16 protein-coding genes are annotated in these 20030 nt (G+C 62.3%); 12 read left to right on the top strand and 4 right to left on the bottom strand.

Annotated elements, in window-relative coordinates:
• Positions 1 to 61 precede the first annotated feature (61 nt).
• Positions 62 to 694, bottom strand: a complete 633-nt coding sequence (locus KA354_05005; GenBank protein ID MBP7933990.1) for a hypothetical protein — start codon at positions 692 to 694, stop codon at positions 62 to 64.
• 213 nt (positions 695 to 907) lie between these two features.
• Between KA354_05005 and KA354_05000 the strand changes: the two genes are divergently transcribed.
• Positions 908 to 1891: a metallophosphoesterase gene (locus tag KA354_05000; GenBank protein ID MBP7933989.1), complete on the top strand. Its 984-nt coding sequence runs from the start codon at positions 908 to 910 to the stop codon at positions 1889 to 1891.
• Positions 1892 to 2007: 116 nt separating this feature from the next.
• Here KA354_05000 and KA354_04995 read toward each other — a convergent pair whose 3' ends face one another.
• Positions 2008 to 3999, bottom strand: coding sequence for a dockerin type I repeat-containing protein (locus KA354_04995; protein ID MBP7933988.1), 1992 nt, complete (start codon positions 3997 to 3999; stop codon positions 2008 to 2010).
• Positions 4000 to 5485: 1486 nt separating this feature from the next.
• On the opposite strand from KA354_04995, the gene rplU reads away from it, so the two are divergent.
• The gene (rplU, locus tag KA354_04990) at positions 5486 to 5800 is read left to right on the top strand and encodes a 50S ribosomal protein L21 (GenBank protein ID MBP7933987.1); all 315 of its coding nucleotides are present in this window, start codon (positions 5486 to 5488) and stop codon (positions 5798 to 5800) included.
• Between the two features lie 146 nt (positions 5801 to 5946).
• Here rplU and KA354_04985 read toward each other — a convergent pair whose 3' ends face one another.
• Positions 5947 to 6978, bottom strand: coding sequence for a PhnD/SsuA/transferrin family substrate-binding protein (locus KA354_04985; protein MBP7933986.1), 1032 nt, complete (start codon positions 6976 to 6978; stop codon positions 5947 to 5949).
• A 505-nt stretch (positions 6979 to 7483) separates the two neighbouring features.
• Between KA354_04985 and KA354_04980 the strand changes: the two genes are divergently transcribed.
• On the top strand, positions 7484 to 8191 hold the full coding sequence (locus tag KA354_04980) for a PEP-CTERM sorting domain-containing protein (GenBank protein ID MBP7933985.1): 708 nt from the start codon (positions 7484 to 7486) through the stop codon (positions 8189 to 8191).
• Between the two features lie 278 nt (positions 8192 to 8469).
• Here the strand turns inward: KA354_04980 and KA354_04975 are convergent, their stop codons facing one another.
• Entirely contained in the window at positions 8470 to 9486 is a 1017-nt protein-coding gene (locus tag KA354_04975; protein ID MBP7933984.1) for an NAD(P)-dependent oxidoreductase, read from the bottom strand.
• A 235-nt stretch (positions 9487 to 9721) separates the two neighbouring features.
• Between KA354_04975 and tsaD the strand changes: the two genes are divergently transcribed.
• From tsaD to prfA, 9 genes are all read left to right on the top strand, one after another.
• Positions 9722 to 10786 carry a tRNA (adenosine(37)-N6)-threonylcarbamoyltransferase complex transferase subunit TsaD gene (gene tsaD / locus KA354_04970; GenBank protein MBP7933983.1) on the top strand — a complete coding sequence of 355 codons (1065 nt, stop codon included), beginning with the start codon at positions 9722 to 9724 and terminating at the stop codon, positions 10784 to 10786.
• Positions 10787 to 10883: 97 nt separating this feature from the next.
• Positions 10884 to 12404 (top strand): lysine--tRNA ligase, encoded by a 1521-nt coding sequence (gene lysS / locus KA354_04965; GenBank protein MBP7933982.1) that lies wholly within the window; start codon positions 10884 to 10886, stop codon positions 12402 to 12404.
• Positions 12404 to 14017 (top strand): ABC transporter permease, encoded by a 1614-nt coding sequence (locus KA354_04960; GenBank protein ID MBP7933981.1) that lies wholly within the window; start codon positions 12404 to 12406, stop codon positions 14015 to 14017. Before lysS ends, KA354_04960 begins: the two co-directional genes overlap by 1 nt.
• A complete protein-coding gene (locus tag KA354_04955; protein ID MBP7933980.1) occupies positions 14010 to 14711 on the top strand; it encodes an ABC transporter ATP-binding protein in 702 nt (233 codons plus the stop codon). The genes KA354_04960 and KA354_04955 overlap by 8 nt, the downstream gene beginning before the upstream one ends.
• Before the next feature lie 129 nt (positions 14712 to 14840).
• The gene (gene ilvE / locus KA354_04950) at positions 14841 to 15734 is read left to right on the top strand and encodes a branched-chain-amino-acid transaminase (GenBank protein MBP7933979.1); all 894 of its coding nucleotides are present in this window, start codon (positions 14841 to 14843) and stop codon (positions 15732 to 15734) included.
• Between the two features lie 76 nt (positions 15735 to 15810).
• On the top strand, positions 15811 to 16839 hold the full coding sequence (locus KA354_04945) for a M42 family metallopeptidase (protein ID MBP7933978.1): 1029 nt from the start codon (positions 15811 to 15813) through the stop codon (positions 16837 to 16839).
• 317 nt (positions 16840 to 17156) lie between these two features.
• Positions 17157 to 18278, top strand: a complete 1122-nt coding sequence (locus KA354_04940) for an SGNH/GDSL hydrolase family protein (protein MBP7933977.1) — start codon at positions 17157 to 17159, stop codon at positions 18276 to 18278.
• A gap of 221 nt (positions 18279 to 18499) precedes the next feature.
• The gene (rpmE, locus tag KA354_04935) at positions 18500 to 18733 is read left to right on the top strand and encodes a 50S ribosomal protein L31 (protein MBP7933976.1); all 234 of its coding nucleotides are present in this window, start codon (positions 18500 to 18502) and stop codon (positions 18731 to 18733) included.
• Positions 18734 to 18899: 166 nt separating this feature from the next.
• Complete coding sequence (gene prfA / locus KA354_04930) at positions 18900 to 19997, top strand: peptide chain release factor 1 (GenBank protein ID MBP7933975.1); 1098 nt, start codon at positions 18900 to 18902, stop codon at positions 19995 to 19997.
• Positions 19998 to 20030: the final 33 nt, after the last annotated feature.

Genomic DNA, 20030 nt, shown 5'->3' with positions numbered 1-20030 from the left:
CCCTCCACAACGCCTGCTCATCGGGTGTCTACTCGAAGGAGGAATTCCGCCGCCGGTCCCGTCACTTGGCCAAGATGACCTGGCCGGACAGGATGGCGGTCAACCGCGGCTGATCCGCAGGCGCGCCCATCAGGATCTGGATCAGGACCATGATCTCGCCTGATTGCTGCAGAATATAGGTCTCGCTTGCCTGCGTACCGGAGATGGTGACCTGGCCACCGCCCTGAGGCGGAAGGGTGTTCATTGTGGCGCTGTAGTTGATGATCAGACCGGTGGTGGTCGGGGTGATCGAAGTCACGGTCAGGGTGACTGGTTCACCGATCAGCTTGGTCCCGTCCTCTGGATCCTGGAGGAGGAAGGTCAGGCTCTTCTGATAGCCGACGGCCATCGCCTCGCCCGTCGGGGTCAGGATCTCACCGGACGCTCCGAAGGCCGCAAGCATGGAGATGGAGTCCGAAGCGCGAGAGAAGGTGCGCAGGGTCTCGCTCTCCGCGCCGCTGAGCAATGTGCTGTTGAGCTGGCCGCCCCCGCTGTATGAGCCTACCGGAATGACCGAGGCGATGGGTGTACCGTGCCCGGTATCCGGATTCCCGCCGGGGTCGAGGGGGGATCCTGGGGCACAGCCGAATCCCAGGGCGGCCAAGGCGATACTCGCCAGCACCAAACCATGCCGATAATCGTACGCAAGTTTCATAGCAGTCCCATCCTGCAAGTCAGACGGCGATTCCCACACTTACCTCAAGCCACAATCATTGTATTGCTCAACGACTCGCAGAGTCAATTGACAAGGCGGAAACCGCCCTGGGGCAACCAATTGACCCTTGTCCCGGCCGAAGAGGTCCTATAGTGTAGGCAGGCCTGCCGATGCCGAGCGGGGTGGTCTGAAGGGAATGAAGGAGTGTGGACGATGACGGAAAACGCCGGTGGCTGTTCGTTGACCAGGCGTGAGGTGGTGAAGGCGAGCTCCGTGACCGCTGCCCTGGGCCTCGGGGCGCTCTCGGTGGTCGGTTCAGAGGGTTCCCCGGCGGGGGCCAATCGCAAGCGAGTTGTCCGCCTTGCCCATTTGACCGACATTCACGTGCAGCCCGAGCGCCGTGCTGGGGAGGGGTTGGCCGCCTGCCTTCGGCACGTCCAGAGCCAGGATGATCGTCCGGAATTGGTGCTGACCGGCGGCGACGTGATCATGGACTCGTTGGGCGCGGATGAAGCTCGGGTACGGGTACAGTGGGAGCTGTTTGCCAAGGTGATGAAGGCCGAGAACTCGTTGCCGACCGAGCACTGTATTGGGAACCACGACGTGTGGGGTTTGAACCGGAAGGACAGCCGCACTTCGGGTTTCGAGGCGAGGTACGGCAAGAAATGGGCGATTGAGGTTTTAGGGCTGAGTCGCCCGTATCGGAGTTTCGATCGCGCAGGGTGGCATTTCATTGTGCTCGACAGCACGTTTCCGGTTGACCAGGGATACACCGCCAAGCTGGACGATGAGCAGTTTGCCTGGTTGAAGGGCGACTTGGCGAAGGTGCAGCCCGACGTTCCGGTTCTGGTGCTTTCGCACATCCCGATTCTGTCTGTGGCCGCGTTCATGGACGGGGAGAACGAGAAGACCGGCGACTGGCAGGTGCCGGGGGCGTGGATGCACATTGATGCCCGCAAGATCAAGGACCTGTTTGTCAAGCACCCGAACGTGAAGGTCTGCCTGAGTGGTCATCTGCACCTGGTCGACCGGGTAGACTATCTTGGAGTTTCATACTTCTGCAACGGGGCGGTCGGCGGTGGATGGTGGAAGGGCGGCTACCAGGAATGCGAACCGGGTTATGCCCTTGTCGATCTGTATGCCGACGGAACATGCTCATGCCGGTACGTGACCTACGGGTGGAGAGCGCAAGAATAGGCCCGCGGATCTGAGGGTGACGCTTCAGGCGACGGTTGCCGGCTCTCCAGGCTTGTGGCCACGGGGCGCACCATGGGCGCTCAGCCCGCCGCGAGCACCGGAAGTCGTGGCCCCGGTCATTTCTCAGCGCCGATCATCGACCGGGCTATAGTCAGATCCTGGACGTTGACCCGTCCGTCGACCTTGAGATCCGCCCGAAACGTCGCGGCGGTCACAGGCTGTCCCAGGTCGATGCGAATAGCGGCCAGGTCGAGCACGTTCACCCTGGTATCCTGGTTGACATCGCCGGTCAGCACCGGAATGAGCAGGGCTGCGATGCAGGTGACGCCCTCCGAGCTGGAGATGCCCGGGAACTGGACCGTTAGTTCGCACGCGCTTGGCGTCTCCGGCAGTTCGATGTCCAGGGTGCTCTGCTGGGCTGAGAGGCCTGTTGGAACGATGGCTGTTCCTTGTTCGGTGGTGACCACGACGCTGCCGAGGAGTGGATTCCCGGTGATCTGTATGTCCTTGTCGAATGAGACGAGGAGATGGCTTACGCCTCCCTCGCGGCATTCAGACCCTGAGGTGTCGAGGCCGACCGGGATGTCGAAGTCTCCGGCGCTGCCATGTGACTTGCGCGAGACGGCGGAGACGATGGCCGGTGGTTCAAGCACGATGCCGTTATGGATCTCGATGGTGCCGACGAAGGTTGTCGTGTAGCTGTTGGGCCCGTCCGGTGGAGACCAGAGCCGGAGGCGCTGGTCGGTCAGGCTCCCCACGAGCAGGTTGCCGGCTGCGTCGAAGTCCAGGCACTTGCCTTGTTTCGTGGCCGCATCTCCCGCCGGGCTGGCCTGCCATCCTGCGAGGAACTCACCATCCGATGTCCGGAGGATCATGACCTTTCCGGAATCCGTCGTCGCGCTGCCGTCCATCATCACCGCAAGTCGATTCTGGTTCTCGTCGACGGCGATGGCGCAGCAATAGGGATGCGTGCCGAGCGCCGGGAACATGGCCTGGAGCTCAAGGCCGGTCTTGCTCCAGATCATTTTCGATCCTTCCAGGGAAAGCCTGAACACGCGCACCTCTGCCGGAGGATAGGTGCGGTTGGCGAAGTAGGCGTCATGGTCGCCGGTCGTGCCGAGATCGAAGTCGCGCAGCGACCACAGGAGCATTCCCGTCGGATTGGCGTCCGCCTTGGCGTCGAAGATCTTCACGGGTTGTCCGGTGAAGTTGACTGCGGTCTCACCGATGTCCCAGCGGTAGAAGTCCGGGTAGGCGTCGCCACCTTGATCCCGGTCGATTCCATACAGGACCTTCTCGCTGCCGGCGCCCATCGAGATGGCTGCCGGGACGCGTCCATGGTTGGGGCCACGAACCACGAGAACGGGTGTCGCGGTAGGGCCCTGCGTGCCTGAAGAGACGTAAAGGTCGTCGCTTCGCTGGTACGCTCCCGAGTCGCCGATGTAGGTGTGGCTGTCGTGGAGCCCGATCTTGATCTTGTTAGGGCTCCAGTCGTCCTGGGAGTCCCAATGGTTGGCCGGATCGTTCTTGCCGGCGGCGTAGGCTGATGCTGCGGTCCCCCCGTACCAGGCGAGATCGGCGGTGAGTACGTAAACCCCTTGTTTGCTGGCCTGCAGAACGGAGTCCGATGAGGGTTCTGGTTGACTGTTGTTGACAAACACGCATCCGAAATCGGGGCTAGCCTGATTGGCTTGGGCGGCAACGCCCTGGGGTGCCACGAACTCGGTGGAACTGATTGTCTCTCCGTTAACCTCGGGAGTGATATCTTCCCACTGAGCGTGGCCCCTGGCATGGCTTGCGATGATCCGGAACTGGTAATCGTCCGCCGAGGCCGCCGGGCCTCCTGTGTCCCTTCGTCCATCCCAGATCGCCGAGTTCATCCCGTAGGATGTGGTGCCGACCAGCGTGGCGATCACGGTCGTCGGTTGAGAGGTCCGGAAGACCTCGATCCGCACTTCCGTGGCGGGTTCGTTCAGCCGGTAATGGATCGTGAGCGGACCCTGTTGCTGGAAGTCCCATGACAACGGCGCCGCCAAACCCGAGGCAAACACGTTGGCTTGCGCGACGCGTCCGGTCGCGGCCACCAGCAACAGAGAGACAATTAACATGTCCAATCCCTTGGATCGCTGCATCTGAATACGCCCTCGAAAAGACCTTTATTCGCTCCATCTTCAGCGAGATGGACAACCTCAGATCCTCTTTCACTGCATCCCGGTGACTTCAACCCAGTTGTCTCACGACCGCCTCGGCAAACAGGTACTGCCCAGGCAGATCACGCGCCTGCAGGTCGCAACCTCTGGTTCGGTTCGGCCGCGGCTTCCGACTTGTGATTACGCGACAAGGAACACGGGCGGTGATGACCAATGATCTACGTCTCGTTCCCTGCATGTCCGCATCCAACCAGTCATTCCGCGAGTTGAGCGGAAGACACGAGCGGCGAAGGAGGTGGTCCATTGCGCCGAGTTGGATGGGGACTCGCAAGCGCTTCTTTCGCCCAAGTCCGTCTATCGGCGTACCGAAGGCAAAGGTAACAGAAAACACGAGTCAAGTCGACCCCAATTTTGAGGAAATTCCGGTTTTTTACGGGACTATCCAGTCTCAGCGTGGGACATTCAGTCGGACTCGTGCCCTGTTGTGTGCCGGGGTGTTTACTCGCCCATGCATGCGGGTTGGGTGTGTCAAGAGGCTCTGGTCAATAGGCAATGGAGCATGCAGGGGCTCGAGGCGCGGGTGACCGTGGCTCGATTCCGGGATTGGCCGTCAACTCCCCGGTAGTTCGCGGTACGGCTGAAGGTGCGTAGGGAAACTTCCGACCACTGGGTCTTTGATACCGAGAATGCAGCTTCAGGCGCTTTCGAGCACCCCGGGCCCCGCGAGGCAGAACATGGATCGGCGTGCGTCTGAGTGTTCTTTCGGGACTGGTCCTGTGAAAAGATCGCGGGCGGCCTTGGCGTTTTGCGTGTCACCTCTTGTTTAGCCGGCAGTTGCGGCATGAGGTGGTCGGGTGGATGTCTTGACGGAACGGTTGGCGTTTTCGGCTCATCACGACGCTTTCCGGTGATTCACGAGGCCGGGGTTTCGCGGGAAGGTACTCGCCGAATGGGAACCGCCCGTTGGGCTTGGGCGTCATGGGTTTTCTGAGCGGTGTCACGCGTTCGGGACTCCGGGGATGCCGGGGCGGATCACGACGGTGGGATCCGTTGTTGACAGCCAGCGGTGGCTGTGTGGTGGCGTGAGGGATTGGGTGGCCGTCGGTTGCGGGCGGAGATGCCGGTCGCCGGCGTGAAGGGGGGCGGGGGTGGCCGCGTTGTCGGGCGCTGCCCGGTGGGCCTTCTGCCTAGTTCGAGGGTGGCTTGGGGGCATACCCAACTGTCTGGCGATGCACTAGTTAGGTCGGCGTTGACTTGCCGGGCAGTGCAAGACGCGTGCGGTTTAGGCCGACTTGTGCCGGACCGCGAGAGCACGCCCCGGCCGCGGGTGGGGAGAACCTTGACCCTTGGTCGCCTTTGCCACATAATACGGGGCTCAAGAGACATGGTACCAGGTAACCGCGACGTGCGAGACCGACCTGGCTTGACGAATGGAGTGTGACTCGTGTACGCGATCATCGAGGACGGTGGCCGGCAGTTCAAGGTAGCCCCAGGCGACAAGATGTATGTGGACTTGCGCGATCTGGCCGAGGGGCAGAGCACCATCGAGTTCGACCGCGTCCTGGCGCTCGGTGAGGGCGCTGATGCCCGCATCGGGCAGCCATTCGTGCAAGGCGCGAAAGTCGTGGCCAGGATCCAGGGCGAGCTTCGAGGTCCCAAGATTGACGTGGTCAAGTTCCGTCGCCGCAAGCGGTATCGTCGCAAGACCGGACATCGCCAGGATTACATCCGGGTAACGGTCAGCGACATCGTGTCCTGAGTCCTCCTTCCGTTCCAGTGGTGGTCATCAGTCTCGGCTGGTGCGGGGTCGGGTGCTGCGCTGATCGACAGCCGCCGCACACTGTGCCGGCCGGCAGCCCGGGCCTGATTGGGGCTTTGTTTGCCTCTGCGACGAGATTGCCCGCATCATGAGCCGGCCTTGGCGGGTTGAGTGGACGGTGTCTCGCCGCTGGACGGGGGTGGCGTGTCCGAGCCGTATATTCCGCGGATCAGCCGGTGGTAATCCTCATACGACTGTTGATCCGACAGCCGCGAATAGCCGGTGATGTCCATGGAAGCCAAAGCGAGCTTGTGGTGCTTGGGCGCCACGGTGAATAGGAACTCTTCGAGCTGGTTTCTCAGTTCCGAGGGAGCTTTCGTCGAGACGACGAAATAGCCCTCGGGTGTCCGAGGCGTTTTGCCGATCACCCTCACCTGGTCTTGTGACGGAGCCAGAAGTACGAATGAGCCGCCGGTCTTAGGCCACTTGTCGTAGTCGGCCTGGTCGATCACCCCAACGGCCTTCTCCTCAAGCACAACGCTCTTGGCCACCTCCAGCGAGCTGATGTGGTGCGTGTCCAGCCCGAGGCCGAGAATTCCCTTGTCGATCCGTTCCTTGGGAATGCCTGCTTCGACCATGGCTCCGATCAGTGCAGTGTTGAGCGGGTTGCCGTCGGGCATGAAGTGCACGCGGGCCGATCGGGCGTCGCCCAGCTTGGTGATCGCCGACTTGGGTGCGGTAATGATCAAACCCTGTCGGTAAGGTCGCCCATCGAGGTTCAGCGGCATGGCCAGAACCTCGCAGGTGTCGGTCGGCGTCATCCGGGCGTAGTCGACCGGCCGGAGCATGGCGAACGCCATGCGTCCTGTGCCTAGATGCACTCGGATCTGCCGTGGTGTCAGCAGTTCGAAATGGACCTGCTCCTTGAGGTAGTCGGCCATGGCCAGGTTGAACAGCTCGCGTTTCGGCAGCATGAGTAGCGGGGGGGCCAAGTCGAGCGTGGTTACGCCGACGCGGATCGGGGGCTTGGCTCCGCCGAGGACATTGAGCGGATCCACGATGGTCTTGATTCCGGTGCATCCGCCCAGGATGGCCAGGGCCCATGGGAGGGCACAGGCCAAGCAGGGGCGAAGACGGGCCGACGCAACGATTCCCGCAGGTCGAGGTTGGACTGGCATGATTCCCCAGTATAGCCCTCACTGGCTGTGACCGGAAGCTGCCTTGGTGTGGCCTTCGTGGTTCGACGTGGCGTAGGAAATCGATTTAGCGAGGGTGATCACCGGATCCACGCCCTGCGCAGAAGGCCTCTCCTGGGGAGCATCTCGCCGTTCTGATCCGGCTTTCAGGTGTTTCGGCATGTGTTCTCCCTTCCCTTCAGATGCCTCCCGGGAACACAAAGTGAGGGCATAAGCAATGTGTTCGCAGGTGGTTAGGCTTCTCGATGACGCCAGAGCCAGATGGCGGCATACCATCTCCAGGAGACAGAAATCCGTCAAAAAAGTGCGAGAATCTCATTGAAGTCCCAGAACATCGGCTGTATCCTGAAGGATGCCATGGCCCATCTCGTTCGAGGAGGAGGGGTACTTGGCATATTCGGAAGACCAGCGGGGTGTTTCCTGAATGGTGCTCGTGTGTCTGCGCCAGACGCCCTGCAGAAACCTCAATCATTCGGGAGGAGAGATCATGAAGCATGTCATGTCAGCTGTGGCCCTTCTGGCCTTGATGGCCGTCCCCGCCATGGGCGCCCTTTGGTCCGACGATTTCCAGTCGTATGCCGCAGGCACCGTGCTGGACGGTGTAGGCGGCTGGGATGGCTGGGACGCCGGTGGCGTGAATGCTGCCGTGAAGGTGGATCCGAAGCCCAGTTCAGCGGGTGACCAGATGGTCGAGATGACCGCGGGCGACGATCTGGTTCAGCAGTACAGCGGCTACACCAGCGGCAAGTACGTGTTCACCGCGATGCAGTACATTCCGAGCACTCACGCGGGTACCCAGACGTACTTCATCATGATGAACAACTACAACATCGGCGGCTCTGCTCCGAAGGGTTGGAGCGTACAGATGAAGTTCGACTACGGGACGAACCTGGTCACCGACGACGAGAGTTCGGAGAAGCCGGGTGTTCCGATCGCCTACGATCAGTGGAAGCAGATCAAGGTGGCGATCGATCTGGACGCCAACACCCAGACCACCTATTACGGCGGTGCCTATGTTGGAACGGCCGACTGGTACAATGCGGGCGACGCGAATCACGTCAAGTCGATTGCGGCGCTGGACCTGTGGGCTGACAGCGGTGGTGGGGGCGTCGGCTACGATGACATCCGCCTTCTGCCCGAGCCGGCAACCCTGTGCCTGCTTGCGCTCGGCGGCCTCTTCCTGCGTCGTCGCTGATCCTCACAGCGGGTTGAGGAAGGGAAGATGGCAAAATCATGGAGCCGGGAGCGCCCTTGGCGCGCCCGGCTCTTTTCTCTTGCGCCCGCCAAGCATCGTGTTGGGTGGGCAGGCGCATGACCCGTTCCGCCAGGGAGCTGGTTTGACGAGTTGGTTCGTCGGCGAAGGTACCGCGCCCAAAGTTGAAGCCCTTCCTTCGGGGTTGAGTCCGCAAGCGGCGAGCCTGGTCGGTCAAGCAGCTGGCTGCTGCTGAGGGGGGAGGTGCGGTGGCATGCGGTTCAGAAACGGCCGTCGCGAGCCTCGAAGTGTGTGGGTTTGTTCAGCAGGCGGCCGCCGGCGGCTACCCAATGGGCAACCCAGTTGATGAGCTGATCGGCGGATACCAACGGCGGACCCATGAGGTCGCCGTATCTCCCGGCATTGCTCAGGAGTGCGGTCGGCTCTTCCTTGCCCTCGAAGACTGGCTTGCGGCCGAACATGTTGCCGAACACCTCGGCTACCTCGCGGATGGACAGAATCTCCAGCCCGGTGAGGTTGAGGATGAACGGGGGGGAAGTGCAGTGTCTCAGGCACCGCAGGATGGCCGCGTTGGCGTCGCCTTGCCAGATCACGTTCGCGTAGCCCATGGCCAGCGAGACCGGCTCGCCGTCGTGTACTTTCCGGGCCACGTCGACCAGCACGCCGTAGCGCAGATCGACGGCGTAATTGAGCCGCACAAGGGCGACGGGGGTCTTGTTCCGTGCGCTGAAGTACTGGAACATCCGCTCGCGGCCGAGGCAGGATTGGGCGTACTCACCGATCGGTCTGGTTGGGGTCGTCTCGTCCGGCCCGGGTCTGCTCACCGGAGTCAGCGGATAGACGTTGCCGGTCGAGAGGGCGACGATGCGTGATTGCCTGTACTTCTCCGCCACTCGGGCAGGCAGGTAGGCATTCATGGCCCAGGTCAGTTCCTCCTGGCCGGTCGATCCGAACTTTCGTCCGGCCAGATAGATGACGTTGGGTGCGTCCGGCAAGCCGGCCAGCACGTCGGGTTCCAGGAGGTCACCGGCGAGGGTCTCGATTCCTCGCCGCTCCAGCTGCTCGCGGAGCCCGGGCTCGCTGAACCGGGCCACGCCGATCACCCGCGAGGTGCTGCCCGCCTGGTCGAGCGCCCGCCGTGCCAGTCGAGCGAGCGTGGGACCCATCTTGCCGGCGACGCCCAGGATGATGATATCCCCGTCGAGACCGCTCAAGTTCTTAACCAGGCTGGGGGTGGGTTCAGTCAGGACGTCGTCCAACTGTTCCTCGGATTCAATCAAGGCGGGCAAGGCAAGCGACGACTCGCTCATCGTTCTGTCCTCCAAAGAGACAGGTCTGCGGCCGACCGTATCTGAGTATCGAGTAGAACGTGTCGCTGGGCAAGCGACCGCGTTCACGTCCCCCCGCTTGCCTCGCCGGGTGTTGTTTCCGTCATGTCCAGGGTTTGCTCGTTTGCCCCGCGGTGGCCGGTCCTGTAAAAGGGAACGGATGACAGAGATGACGGCTTGCTCGATGTCAGAGGGTGGTCGCGGGCTCACCGTTTTGGGTATAGAGACGTCGTGCGACGAGACCTCGGTCGCGGTCATGACCGGTGCCCACCGGGTGCGATCCAATGTGGTTGCGACCCAGTTCGATGTTCACGCCAAGTACGGTGGGGTCGTGCCGGAATTGGCGTCCCGGGCTCACATTGAGAATCTCGATGGTGCGATTCAGGAAGCGATGGCGGGTGCAGGGGTAGGGCGGGATGAGATCGACGCCATAGCCGTTACCGCCCGGCCTGGGCTGATGGGTTGCCTGTTGATCGGTGTTACCGCGGCCAAGACTCTGGCTCTGGCTTGGGGCAAGCCGTTGATCGGCGTGAACCATGTTCACGCCCACGCCTGCAGTGCGGCGATTGATCTGGGGCCGGCCGCCTTGCCTTGGCCGGCGGTCGCTTTGGTGGTTAGCGGCGGTCACACATCCCTGATGCTGGTTCGCGGGCCGCTGGATATCGAGACTTTGGGTACGACGATTGACGATGCAGCGGGCGAGGCGTTCGACAAGGTGGCCAGCATCCTGGGTTTGGGCTTTCCAGGTGGGCCGGTTGTGGAGAAGGCGGCGGCTTCGGGCAACTCCCGGGCGTATGATTTTCCTCGGACCATGCTAGGTGACGAGTCGCTCGATTTCAGTTTCAGCGGGATCAAGACGGCGGTTCTGTACCGGGTCCACGGGCCGGGCAAGACCACCGGAGGTTTGGCGCGCATGAGTTCGCAGGATGTGGCCGACGTGGCCGCCAGTTTCCAGAGCGCCGCAGTTGGGGTTCTGGTGGCCAAGACTCTGCGAGCGGTTGAGCGGACTGGCACGCGGACGGTCGTGATCGGCGGGGGGGTTGCGGCCAACCGGTACCTGCGTGAATCTCTGGCCGCCGCCTGCCAGAAGACAAGCGTGACCCTTCACCTGACGCCGATGTGCTACTGTACGGACAACGGGGCGATGATCGCGGCGTTGGGGGTACACCTGCTCGCGGCTGGCCGGATGGACTCGCTGGCCTTGGAGGCCCAGGCCGCGGGGACGCCGGAAGTGCGGAGGGAGCGGTGAGACCGCGCCGGCGGTTTGCCTGACGGGCTCAGAGGTTCTTCTGGGGCCTCGTCAGGCCGTTGCGTCAGATCCCTGCGGGCTTTACGATGACCCGCCTATGGCTGAAAACCAACAAGTTCTGGATCGTAAGCTCAAGCTTGACAAGCTCCGAGAACTGCAGGTGGATCCCTACGGGCGGCGGTTTCCTGGGGCGGTGCCGCTCGTAGAACTCCGCCACAAGGGTGAGGCCCTCAATCTTCAACCTGGCCAGCACGCCCCCGACCAGAGCTACCGCGTTGCCGGGCGGGTCATGCTTCATCGCCCGTGCGGCAAGCTGGTCTTCATGACACTCCGCGACGGGACCGGCGATTTCCAAATCGGGGTCAGCAAGGCGGCGGTGAAGCCCGAGGAGTTTGAGGTGGCGATCAAGTTGCTCAACCTTGGTGACATCATCGGCGTGGAAGGCCCGATGGGGAAGACCAAGACCGGGGAGCTGACCATCTGGCCGACCTCACTCACCGTACTGAGCAAGGCGATTCAGCCTCCGCCGGCCAAGTGGCACGGCCTCAAGGACGTTGACCTCCGCTATCGGCGCCGGTATGTGGACCTGTTCACCAATCCGCAGGTTCGCGAGACCTTCAAGCAGCGGAGTCTGATCATCGACGCGATCCGTCGCTGCCTGGTGGATCGGGCGTTTTTTGAGGTCGAGACGCCGGTCCTGCAGCCGATTTACGGCGGCGCGGCGGCCCGGCCGTTCACGACTCACCACAACACGCTGGACATGCAGCTCTTCCTGCGGATCAGTCCGGAGCTGTACCTCAAGCGGCTGCTGGTAGGGGGGATCGAGCGGGTTTTCGAGTTCGCCCGGGTGTTCCGCAACGAAGGAATCGACACCCAGCACAACCCGGAGTTCACTCTGCTGGAAGTATATCAGGCTTACGGCGACTACAACGACATGATGGACATCACCGAGGCCATGGTCGCGGCCGCGATCGAGCGGATCGGCGGCGGCTTCAAGCGGCAGTTCGACAGGCACGATATCGACTTTGCCCCGCCCTGGCCGCGGCGCCACTACGCGGATCTACTTGAGGAACATGCCGGCGTGAAAATGACCGACTATTCCGCGGTCCGGAAGAAGGCGGCTTCGCTGGGGATCGAACACGAGGGACTGGCCGATGAACTGGTCGTGAACGAGCTGTTTGAGGCCGCGGTCGAGCCGAAGCTGATCCAGCCGGCATTTGTCCTCGACTATCCGGCTCCGCTGTGTCCGCTGACCCGCCGGAAGGCGGATGACCCGAGCATTGCGCTGAGGTTTGAGGCGTTTGTCGCCGGTTGCGAGCTGGCCAACGCCTACACGGAGTTGAACGACCCGGCCGTGCAGGAGGAGAACTTCCGCCGCACGCTGGTCGGCGAGAAGCGTGATGAGACCATGGCCGTATTCGACGAGGACTTCGTTCTCGCCCTGCAGTACGGCATGCCTCCAGCCGGCGGTCTTGGCGTGGGGATCGACCGACTGGTCATGATGCTCACGAACTCGAGTAGTATCCGCGATGTCATTCTGTTTCCACTCCAACGGCCGAAGGCCATCGGTGAGGAGGAGGACCTGGTCGGACCGGATGACTTGGCGGACGAGGTCTAATGTACAAGCTTTTCCTCTGTCTACGGTATCTTCGTCGCCGGCGGATCGCCTTTTTTGCCGTGGCGGCGGTCTGCCTGTGCGTGGCCATGGTTTTGATCGTGGTCAGCGTCATGGACGGCTTCCTGCAGATGGTCAAGGATCGTTCGCGCGGGATGCTGGCGGATCTGGTGGTCGAGAACGACTCGCTGCTGGGTTTTCCCTTTTACGATGATCTCATCAACCGGATCAAGACGGAGATGCCGAACGAGATCCACGAGGCCACGCCGGTCATCATCACCTTCGGCGTGCTTCGGTTTCCGGTCGATCAGATCACGAAAGCCGTGCAGATCGTCGGCATTAAGCTCAAAGAGACTTACGAAGTCAACGACTTCAAGGGCGGCCTCTTTTACGAAAAGTACTATCCAGGCACCACCACCCTGGACAAGCAGGGCGAGCCGGCCTACGGTTACGACGGCCGGGGCAATGCCATTCTGCCGCCGGATCTCGAAGCCGCCTGGCAAAAGTACCTGGAGACCTCCGGCCCGGGTGGTCTCGAGAAGGCCAGGCAGGACATCGACAAGGAGATGGAGTACCAGCGGCCCGGCTACTACCGCCGGATCCCCTCCGACCCCTTGACTCAATCGGTCCAGCCGGCGTGGCTGGATACCGATCGGACGCTGCCCGGCATCATCTTCGGTACAGATCTGGTTGCGGACATCCGGCAGAAGGGCAAGTATGAACGCTATTACTGGCGAGGGATGAAGGCTCTGCTCACCCTGGTGCCGTTCAACATGACGGGCAGCCCCATCGACTCGATGGACATGCCGAAGATGATGTTCCGGTATGCGGATGACGGCAAGACCGGGATCTACGACATTGACTCAATGAGCGTGTACGTTGATTTCGACCTGCTCCAGAGCAAGGTGGCGATGAATGCCTCAAGCCAGCCGGAGAGCGGGGCCAGGATTCCTGCCCGGACCACCCAGATCCAGATCAAGCTCAAGATCCCGCCCGGCGAGGGTGATGTGCCGGCTTACGTGCACCGGGTGCGCGAGAAGATCCTGGCGACATGGAATCAGGTTCGAGCGGCCCACCCGGATGAAGTCGTTGCCGTGCAGCACCTGGATCGAGTGAAGGTGCGGACCTGGGAGGAGAAGCAGGAGCGGTTCATCGGCGCGGTCAAGAAGGAGAAGGTCCTGGTGACCGTCCTGTTCGGCGTGATCAGCGTCGTGGCGGTGTTCCTGGTGGGCTGCATCTTCTACATGATTGTCCAGCAGAAGACCCGGGACATCGGCGTGGTCAAGAGCGTCGGGGCCACGTCGTGGGGGGTGGCGGGCATCTTCCTGGCCTACGGGGCGGCCGTGGGGGTGGTTGGCGGAATCGTGGGCAGCGTCCTGGGTACGCTCTTCGTGAGGTACATCAACGAGGTTCAGGCTCTGCTGATCTGGCTGAATCCATCCCTGGAGGTGTGGGATCCGAGGGTGTACTCGTTTGACCGGATTCCCAACCACGTCGAACCGATGAACGTGGTGTACATTTACCTGACCGCGATCGTGGCGTCGATGCTAGGTTCAGTGATTGCCGCGGTGCGAGCCGCCCGGATCTGGCCGGTGGAGTCGTTGCGCTATGAGTAGCCTGATCCTCCATGCCGCCGGGGTTCACAAGACCTACCTGCTGGGTCAGGACAAGGTTCACGTGCTACGTGGGGCGTCGATCTCGGTCCATCGGGGCGAGTTTGTGGCCATCATGGGGGCCAGCGGCAGCGGCAAGAGCACGCTCCTGCATCTTCTGGGGGCCCTGGACGTGCCCGACCGGGGTACGGTGACCTTTGAGGGTCAGAACGTGTTTGGCGGATCGGCCTCCGAGCGCGACCGTTACCGCAATCTGCACTTTGGTTTCGTGTTCCAGTTCTATCATCTACTGCCCGAGCTGAATACTCTGGAGAACGTGCTGCTGCCGACCATGGTTCGGTTTGGTCTGTTCGACTGGTTCAAGGAGCGGTCCAAGCTGAACCGCCGGGCGGCGGAGGTTCTCGAGCTGATGGGTCTGAAGGATCGTTTTCGCCACCGGCCGAACGAGCTGTCCGGCGGGGAGCGTCAAAGGGTGGCGATCGGCCGGGCGCTGATCAACGAACCGCAAGTCTTGCTCGCCGACGAGCCAACCGGTAATCTGGATGCCAGGACCGGCGAGGGCATCCTCGGTCTGCTCAAGGCCCTCAATGAGAAGGGCCAGACCGTCGTCATGGTGACTCACGATCCTAAGGTCGCCTCCGCGGCCCATCGGACCGTGACCCTGGCAGATGGCCGCATCAAGGCTCTCGACGAGTAACTGCCGAGCGGCACATCCAGTCTGGATCCTCCTGGCCGCTGGCGGGCTTCCTGGCGGCATGGTTTTACCAGCCGCCTCCAGGGCTCGATGTCGGGGGCAGGACACTATTAGCAGAGGAACGGTACGCACATGGACTTCGGCAAGACAAACAAGTTTGCTCCGAAACCCAACCTGAAGGTCTTTCTCGACGGACGGATCGTACCTGTTGCCGAAGCCTCGATCAGTGTTTTCGACCACGGTCTGCTTTACGGGGACGGTGTCTTCGAAGGCATCCGCAGCTATGGCGGCAAGGTCTTCCGACTCGACGAGCACTTGAAGCGTCTGGAGGAATCCGCCCGGGCGATCCGGCTGGTTATTCCCATGAACCGCCAGGAACTCGTCAAGGCCGCCTATGACACGCTGAAGGCCAATGACCTGACCGACGGTTACATTCGTCTCGTCGTCACCCGCGGTGTGGGATACCTGGGCCTGAGTCCCAATCGCACCGAATGCCCCAGCGTTTTCATCATCGCCGATCAGATCGAGCTGTACCCGAAGGAGCTGTACGACAAGGGCATGGCGGTGATCAGCTGCAGCGTGCAGCGCAACCATCCCAACGCCCTCAGTCCGCGGATCAAGAGCCTCAACTACCTGAACAACATTTTGGCCAAGATCGAGGCTCTGGATGCGGGCGTGTACGAGGCAATCATGTTCAATACGCAGGGTTACGTCGCCGAGTGCACCGGTGACAACCTGTTCCTGGTCCGTAACGGCGACGTGGAGACGCCGCCGTTGAACGCCGGCATCCTCGAGGGCGTCACCCGGAACGCGGCCATCGAGCTGGTTCGCAAGCGGGGCCTGCCCTTCCGCGAGCGCGAGCTGACCCGTCACGACCTCTACATCGCCGACGAGTGCTTCTTCACCGGCACGGCTGCCGAGATCATCCCGGTCACCAAGATCGATGGCCGCCCGATCGGCACCGGCGAGCCCGGCCCGATCACCAAGCAGCTGACCGTCGACTTCAAGAAGTTGGTCATGGAATGATTCGATTTGCCCTGGCTGCTCGAAAGTCCTACTTGGGCGTCCAGGCGTTCGCGGGTCTCTTTGGAGCAAGGGTGCGATGGAGTTTCTGAGGAAGCTGATTTCCACACCGGGCACATCCGGCCGCGAGGAGCGGGTGCGCGAACTGATTCTCAAGGAAACCAAGGGACTGTGGGACGAGACCACGGTTGATCCCCTGGGCAACGTCATTTGTCACAAGAAGCCGGCCAAGAGTGGCAAGAAGGCTGCCCGGAAGGTGATGATTGCCGCCCACATGGACGAGATCGGTTTCTACGTTCGGGCGATCGACGAGCAAGGCTGGCTGCGCGTGCAGAAGGTCGGCGGCTTCGAACCGCGCAATCTGTTTGCTCGACGGGTGCTGGTTCAGGGCCGCAAGGACCTGATCGGGGTGATGAATCCTGGCATTCGCCCGACCCACGTGGCCAGCGAAGAGGAACGTAAGAAAGTGCTGGACGTGAAGGACTTCTTCGTGGACCTGTTCATGCCCAAGGATGAGGTCGAGAAGGCGGTACGGATCGGCGACCCGGTCACCTGGATTCAGGATCTGGCGGTGGTCGGCGATTTCTGGACGGGCAAGGCCATGGACGACCGGATTGCGGTCTGGACGGCGATCAGCGCGGTTCGCAAGGTGGCCCGGAAGAGTGCCTGCGACATCTACTTCGTCGGTACGGTTCAGGAGGAGGTGGGCTGTCGCGGGTCGGGGCCGGGAGCCTACGGCCTTGATACCGACGTGGCCATTGCGGTGGACGTGACGCTGAGCTGCGACACACCCGGTACCGACAAGACCGATTCCATCAGCCAGTTGGGCAAGGGTGTGGCCCTCAAGGTGATGGACAGTGCCTCGATCAGCGATCGCGGGCTGCTTGACGAGTTCATCGCCACCGCCCACAAGCACAAGATCCCGCATCAACTCGAGATTCTGCCTATGGGCGGCACCGACGCCGGCTCGATGCAGCGGGCCGGTGCCGGACGGAAGGCCTTCACGCTGTCGATTCCCTGCCGTTACGTTCACACTCCGACCGAGACCGTGCACCGCAAGGACGTTGAGGCGGGCATCGATCTGCTGGCGGCGTGGATCGCCGGGTGAAGCCGAAACGCCCATGGCCCCCAGAGAACGTCGAAACCCGGGGTCTCGCCTGAACGCTGGAAGCTCCTGGTAGTGTTGAGCCGGGGATGCGCTTCGGAAGGTCATCAAGCACTACCGGGGCCAGGGTCCGGTCGTTCGCGATCGATGAAGCCCACTGCCAATTCCTCGATGTGATTCGAGATGACCGCGGATGAGAGCGATTAGTGTGTTCTCGAATGAGGTGCAGAACCATGAGGCTGAGCCTTGAGAGGTGTCCGATGAAAAGGGCTCGCAAGGGACGGAATCAGGACTTGCTCGTTCTGGCCGGCTCGCTGTGGATGCTCGCTGCGGGCTGTCAGCAGCCTGAGGCGATTGGGCCGCTTCGTCTGGCCGACCTGCAGCCCGTCGATCCTGCCAAGGCGGCCAGGGACGCCAAGGGCGAGATGCTGTGGTACGACGCCCGGGAGTTGGTGGTTGAGGGCCGGGGCTGGAACCACACCGAGGAGTTCTACCATCGCCTGCCGGCCAAGGCCAAAGGCGTGGTGCCGAAATCGGTATGGGGACTCAGTACGGACAGCGCCGGTCTGTGCGTGCGGTTCGTGACGGATGCAAGCCGAATCGCTGCCCGGTGGACGGTGACGTCCAAGTCGCTGGCCATGCCGCACATGCCCGCCACGGGTGTCAGCGGCCTGGATCTGTATGTGCGGCATCAGGGAAAGTGGCGCTGGCTGGGTGCCGGACGACCTGTCAATTCCCCGACCAACGAGGTTAACCTGGTGGACAACGTTCCAGCTGGTCCGCATGAGTACCTGCTGTACTTGCCGCTCTACAACGGCATCAAGTCGCTGGAGATCGGTGTGGCTCCGAGTGCAATCCTGTCTCAGCCTCCGCCCCGTCCGGCCACTCGCTCCAAGCCGATTCTGGTCTATGGTACATCGATTGCCCAGGGCGGCTGTGCCTCACGTCCGGGGATGGCTCACGTGGCGATTCTCGGAAGGATGCTCGAGCGGCCGACGGTCAATCTGGGTTTCTCGGGAAGCGGGAAGATGGAACCGGCGATGGCCGATCTGCTCTGCGAGGTGGATGCGGCTGTCTATGTTCTCGACTGTCTGCCGAACATGACCACGGCCATGGTGAGCGAGCGGATCGAGCCGTTTGTCGAGACGCTGCGCAAGGCTCGACCGCATACGCCCATTGTTCTGGTCGAGAATGAGCTGTACGAGCACGCGGCCGTCCTGCCAGACGTGGCCAGCGGCCTCGCGGAGAAGAACGGGGCACTCCGCAACGCCTACGAGCAGCTCAAGGCCAAGGGTGTCGGCCGCCTGACCTACGTGTCGGGCGACGGGCTTCTCGGCGGCGACGGAGAGGGTGCTGTGGATGGTGTGCATCCCACCGACCTGGGTTTCCTGCGGATCGCCCAGGCCCTGGCGCCGGTCCTGCGCGGGGTGCTCGAGCAGTAGCTCCGATCGGCGGGAGAGTCGTAACGCTTTGGTCTGCAGGCGTTTACGAGAGCCGACGGAGAGCGGCCGATCGATTGAAAGCTAGGCCGTCCGGTGGTATACTGAAAAATCTGTATTCGGGCCAGGGTAGTGCCTGGCGCATCCGGCCCACTACGGCGGTCAGACCCGCGGAACCGGGTCACCGACAGACGAGATCCTCGATGAGCTGAGGCTGGCGAGCAATGAAAGACGGCGTTCATCCCAAGTACAACGAGTGCACGGTGACCTGCGGTTGTGGCAACTCCTTCAAGACGCGGTCAACGGCGAAGGAACTCAAGGTGGAAATCTGCTCTGCGTGTCATCCGTTTTTCACCGGCCAGCAGAAGTTCCTGGACACGGCCGGTCGTGTCGAGCGGTTCACCAAGAAGTTCGGTGGCGACTACTTCACCAAGAAAGCCAGTCCCAAGAAAGCCTAGCGCCGGGAGCCTGTCGCCGATGGGCGCGCATGCGTGTGCCTGAAGGCGGGGGGCGGTCGGCCTGGGCGCTGCTTGTGATATCATCCACGCCGGATCGGCAGCGCGATCAGAGCAGCCGATCCGGCGTGGTTCTTTTGGCGCGGCCATCGCCGCCGGGGCCAAACGCATGAGTGAGACGACGGCCAACGTATCCGTACTCCGCAAGCTGGAGGAGATCCGCGCCCGCTACGATGCCATCGCCGAGGAGATGAACCGGCCGGAAGTGGCCGGTGATTCGGTTCAGCTGGTCAAGCTGGCCAAGGAACATGGTGCCCTCAAGCGGATCATGGAACCTTACGAGCAGTACCGCAAGGCCATGGCGGACGTGGCCGAAAGTGAAGCGATCCTGGTGGACCCAGCCGCCGACGAGGACTTCAAGGCGATGGCTGCCGAGGAGGTCGCTCCGGCCCGGACGAGGGCGGAATCGCTGCTGACGCAGATGCGGGCTGCTCTGGTGACCGGCGAGGATGCCGCGATCGGGTCGGTGATGGTCGAGATCCGGGCCGGCACGGGGGGCGAGGAAGCGGCTTTGTTTGCTCGAGATCTGTTCGAGATGTACCAGCGCTACTGCGACCGGCACGGCTTCGTTCTGGAGGTCCTCGATGCCTCGCCGTCCGATCTGGGCGGCTTCAAGGAAATCGTGCTCAACGTCAAGGGCAACGGCGTGTACCAGCACCTGGGATACGAAGGCGGTGGGCACCGTGTGCAGCGCGTTCCGGAGACCGAGGCCCAGGGACGGATCCACACTTCGGCGGCCACGGTTGCGGTGCTCCCCGAGGCCGAGGATGTGGACGTGCAGATCGACTGGGAGAAGGACGTCATAGAGCACGTGAGCCGGGCAGGCGGTCCGGGGGGCCAGAACGTGAACAAGGTTTCGTCCGCCATTCGCCTTGAGCATGTCCCCACGGGCATCACCGTCTCCATGCGGGACGAGAAGAGCCAGCACAAAAACCGGGCCAAGGCCCGCCGCATCCTGCTCAGCCGCATCTACGACAGCATCATGCAGAAGCAGCGATCGGCCCGTGACGCCACTCGCCGGAACATGATCGGTTCCGGCGATCGCAGCCAACGGATCCGGACCTACAATTTCCCGCAGAACCGCTGCACCGACCATCGCATCAACATGGACCTGTACAGCCTTGACCGGGTGATGCAGGGCGAGCTCGACGAACTCATCGTCGCCCTGCAGAAACGCGACATTGAGGATCGTCTCAAGCAGCTCTGATGCCGATGAATGCTGCATTGGCGGCAGAGTTGC

It is taken from the genome of Phycisphaerae bacterium (assembly GCA_018003015.1).
Lineage (GTDB): Bacteria > Planctomycetota > Phycisphaerae > UBA1845 > PWPN01 > JAGNEZ01.
The sequence above is the reverse complement of the archived record's forward strand: the minus strand, read 5'-3'. Positions and strand labels throughout refer to the sequence as shown.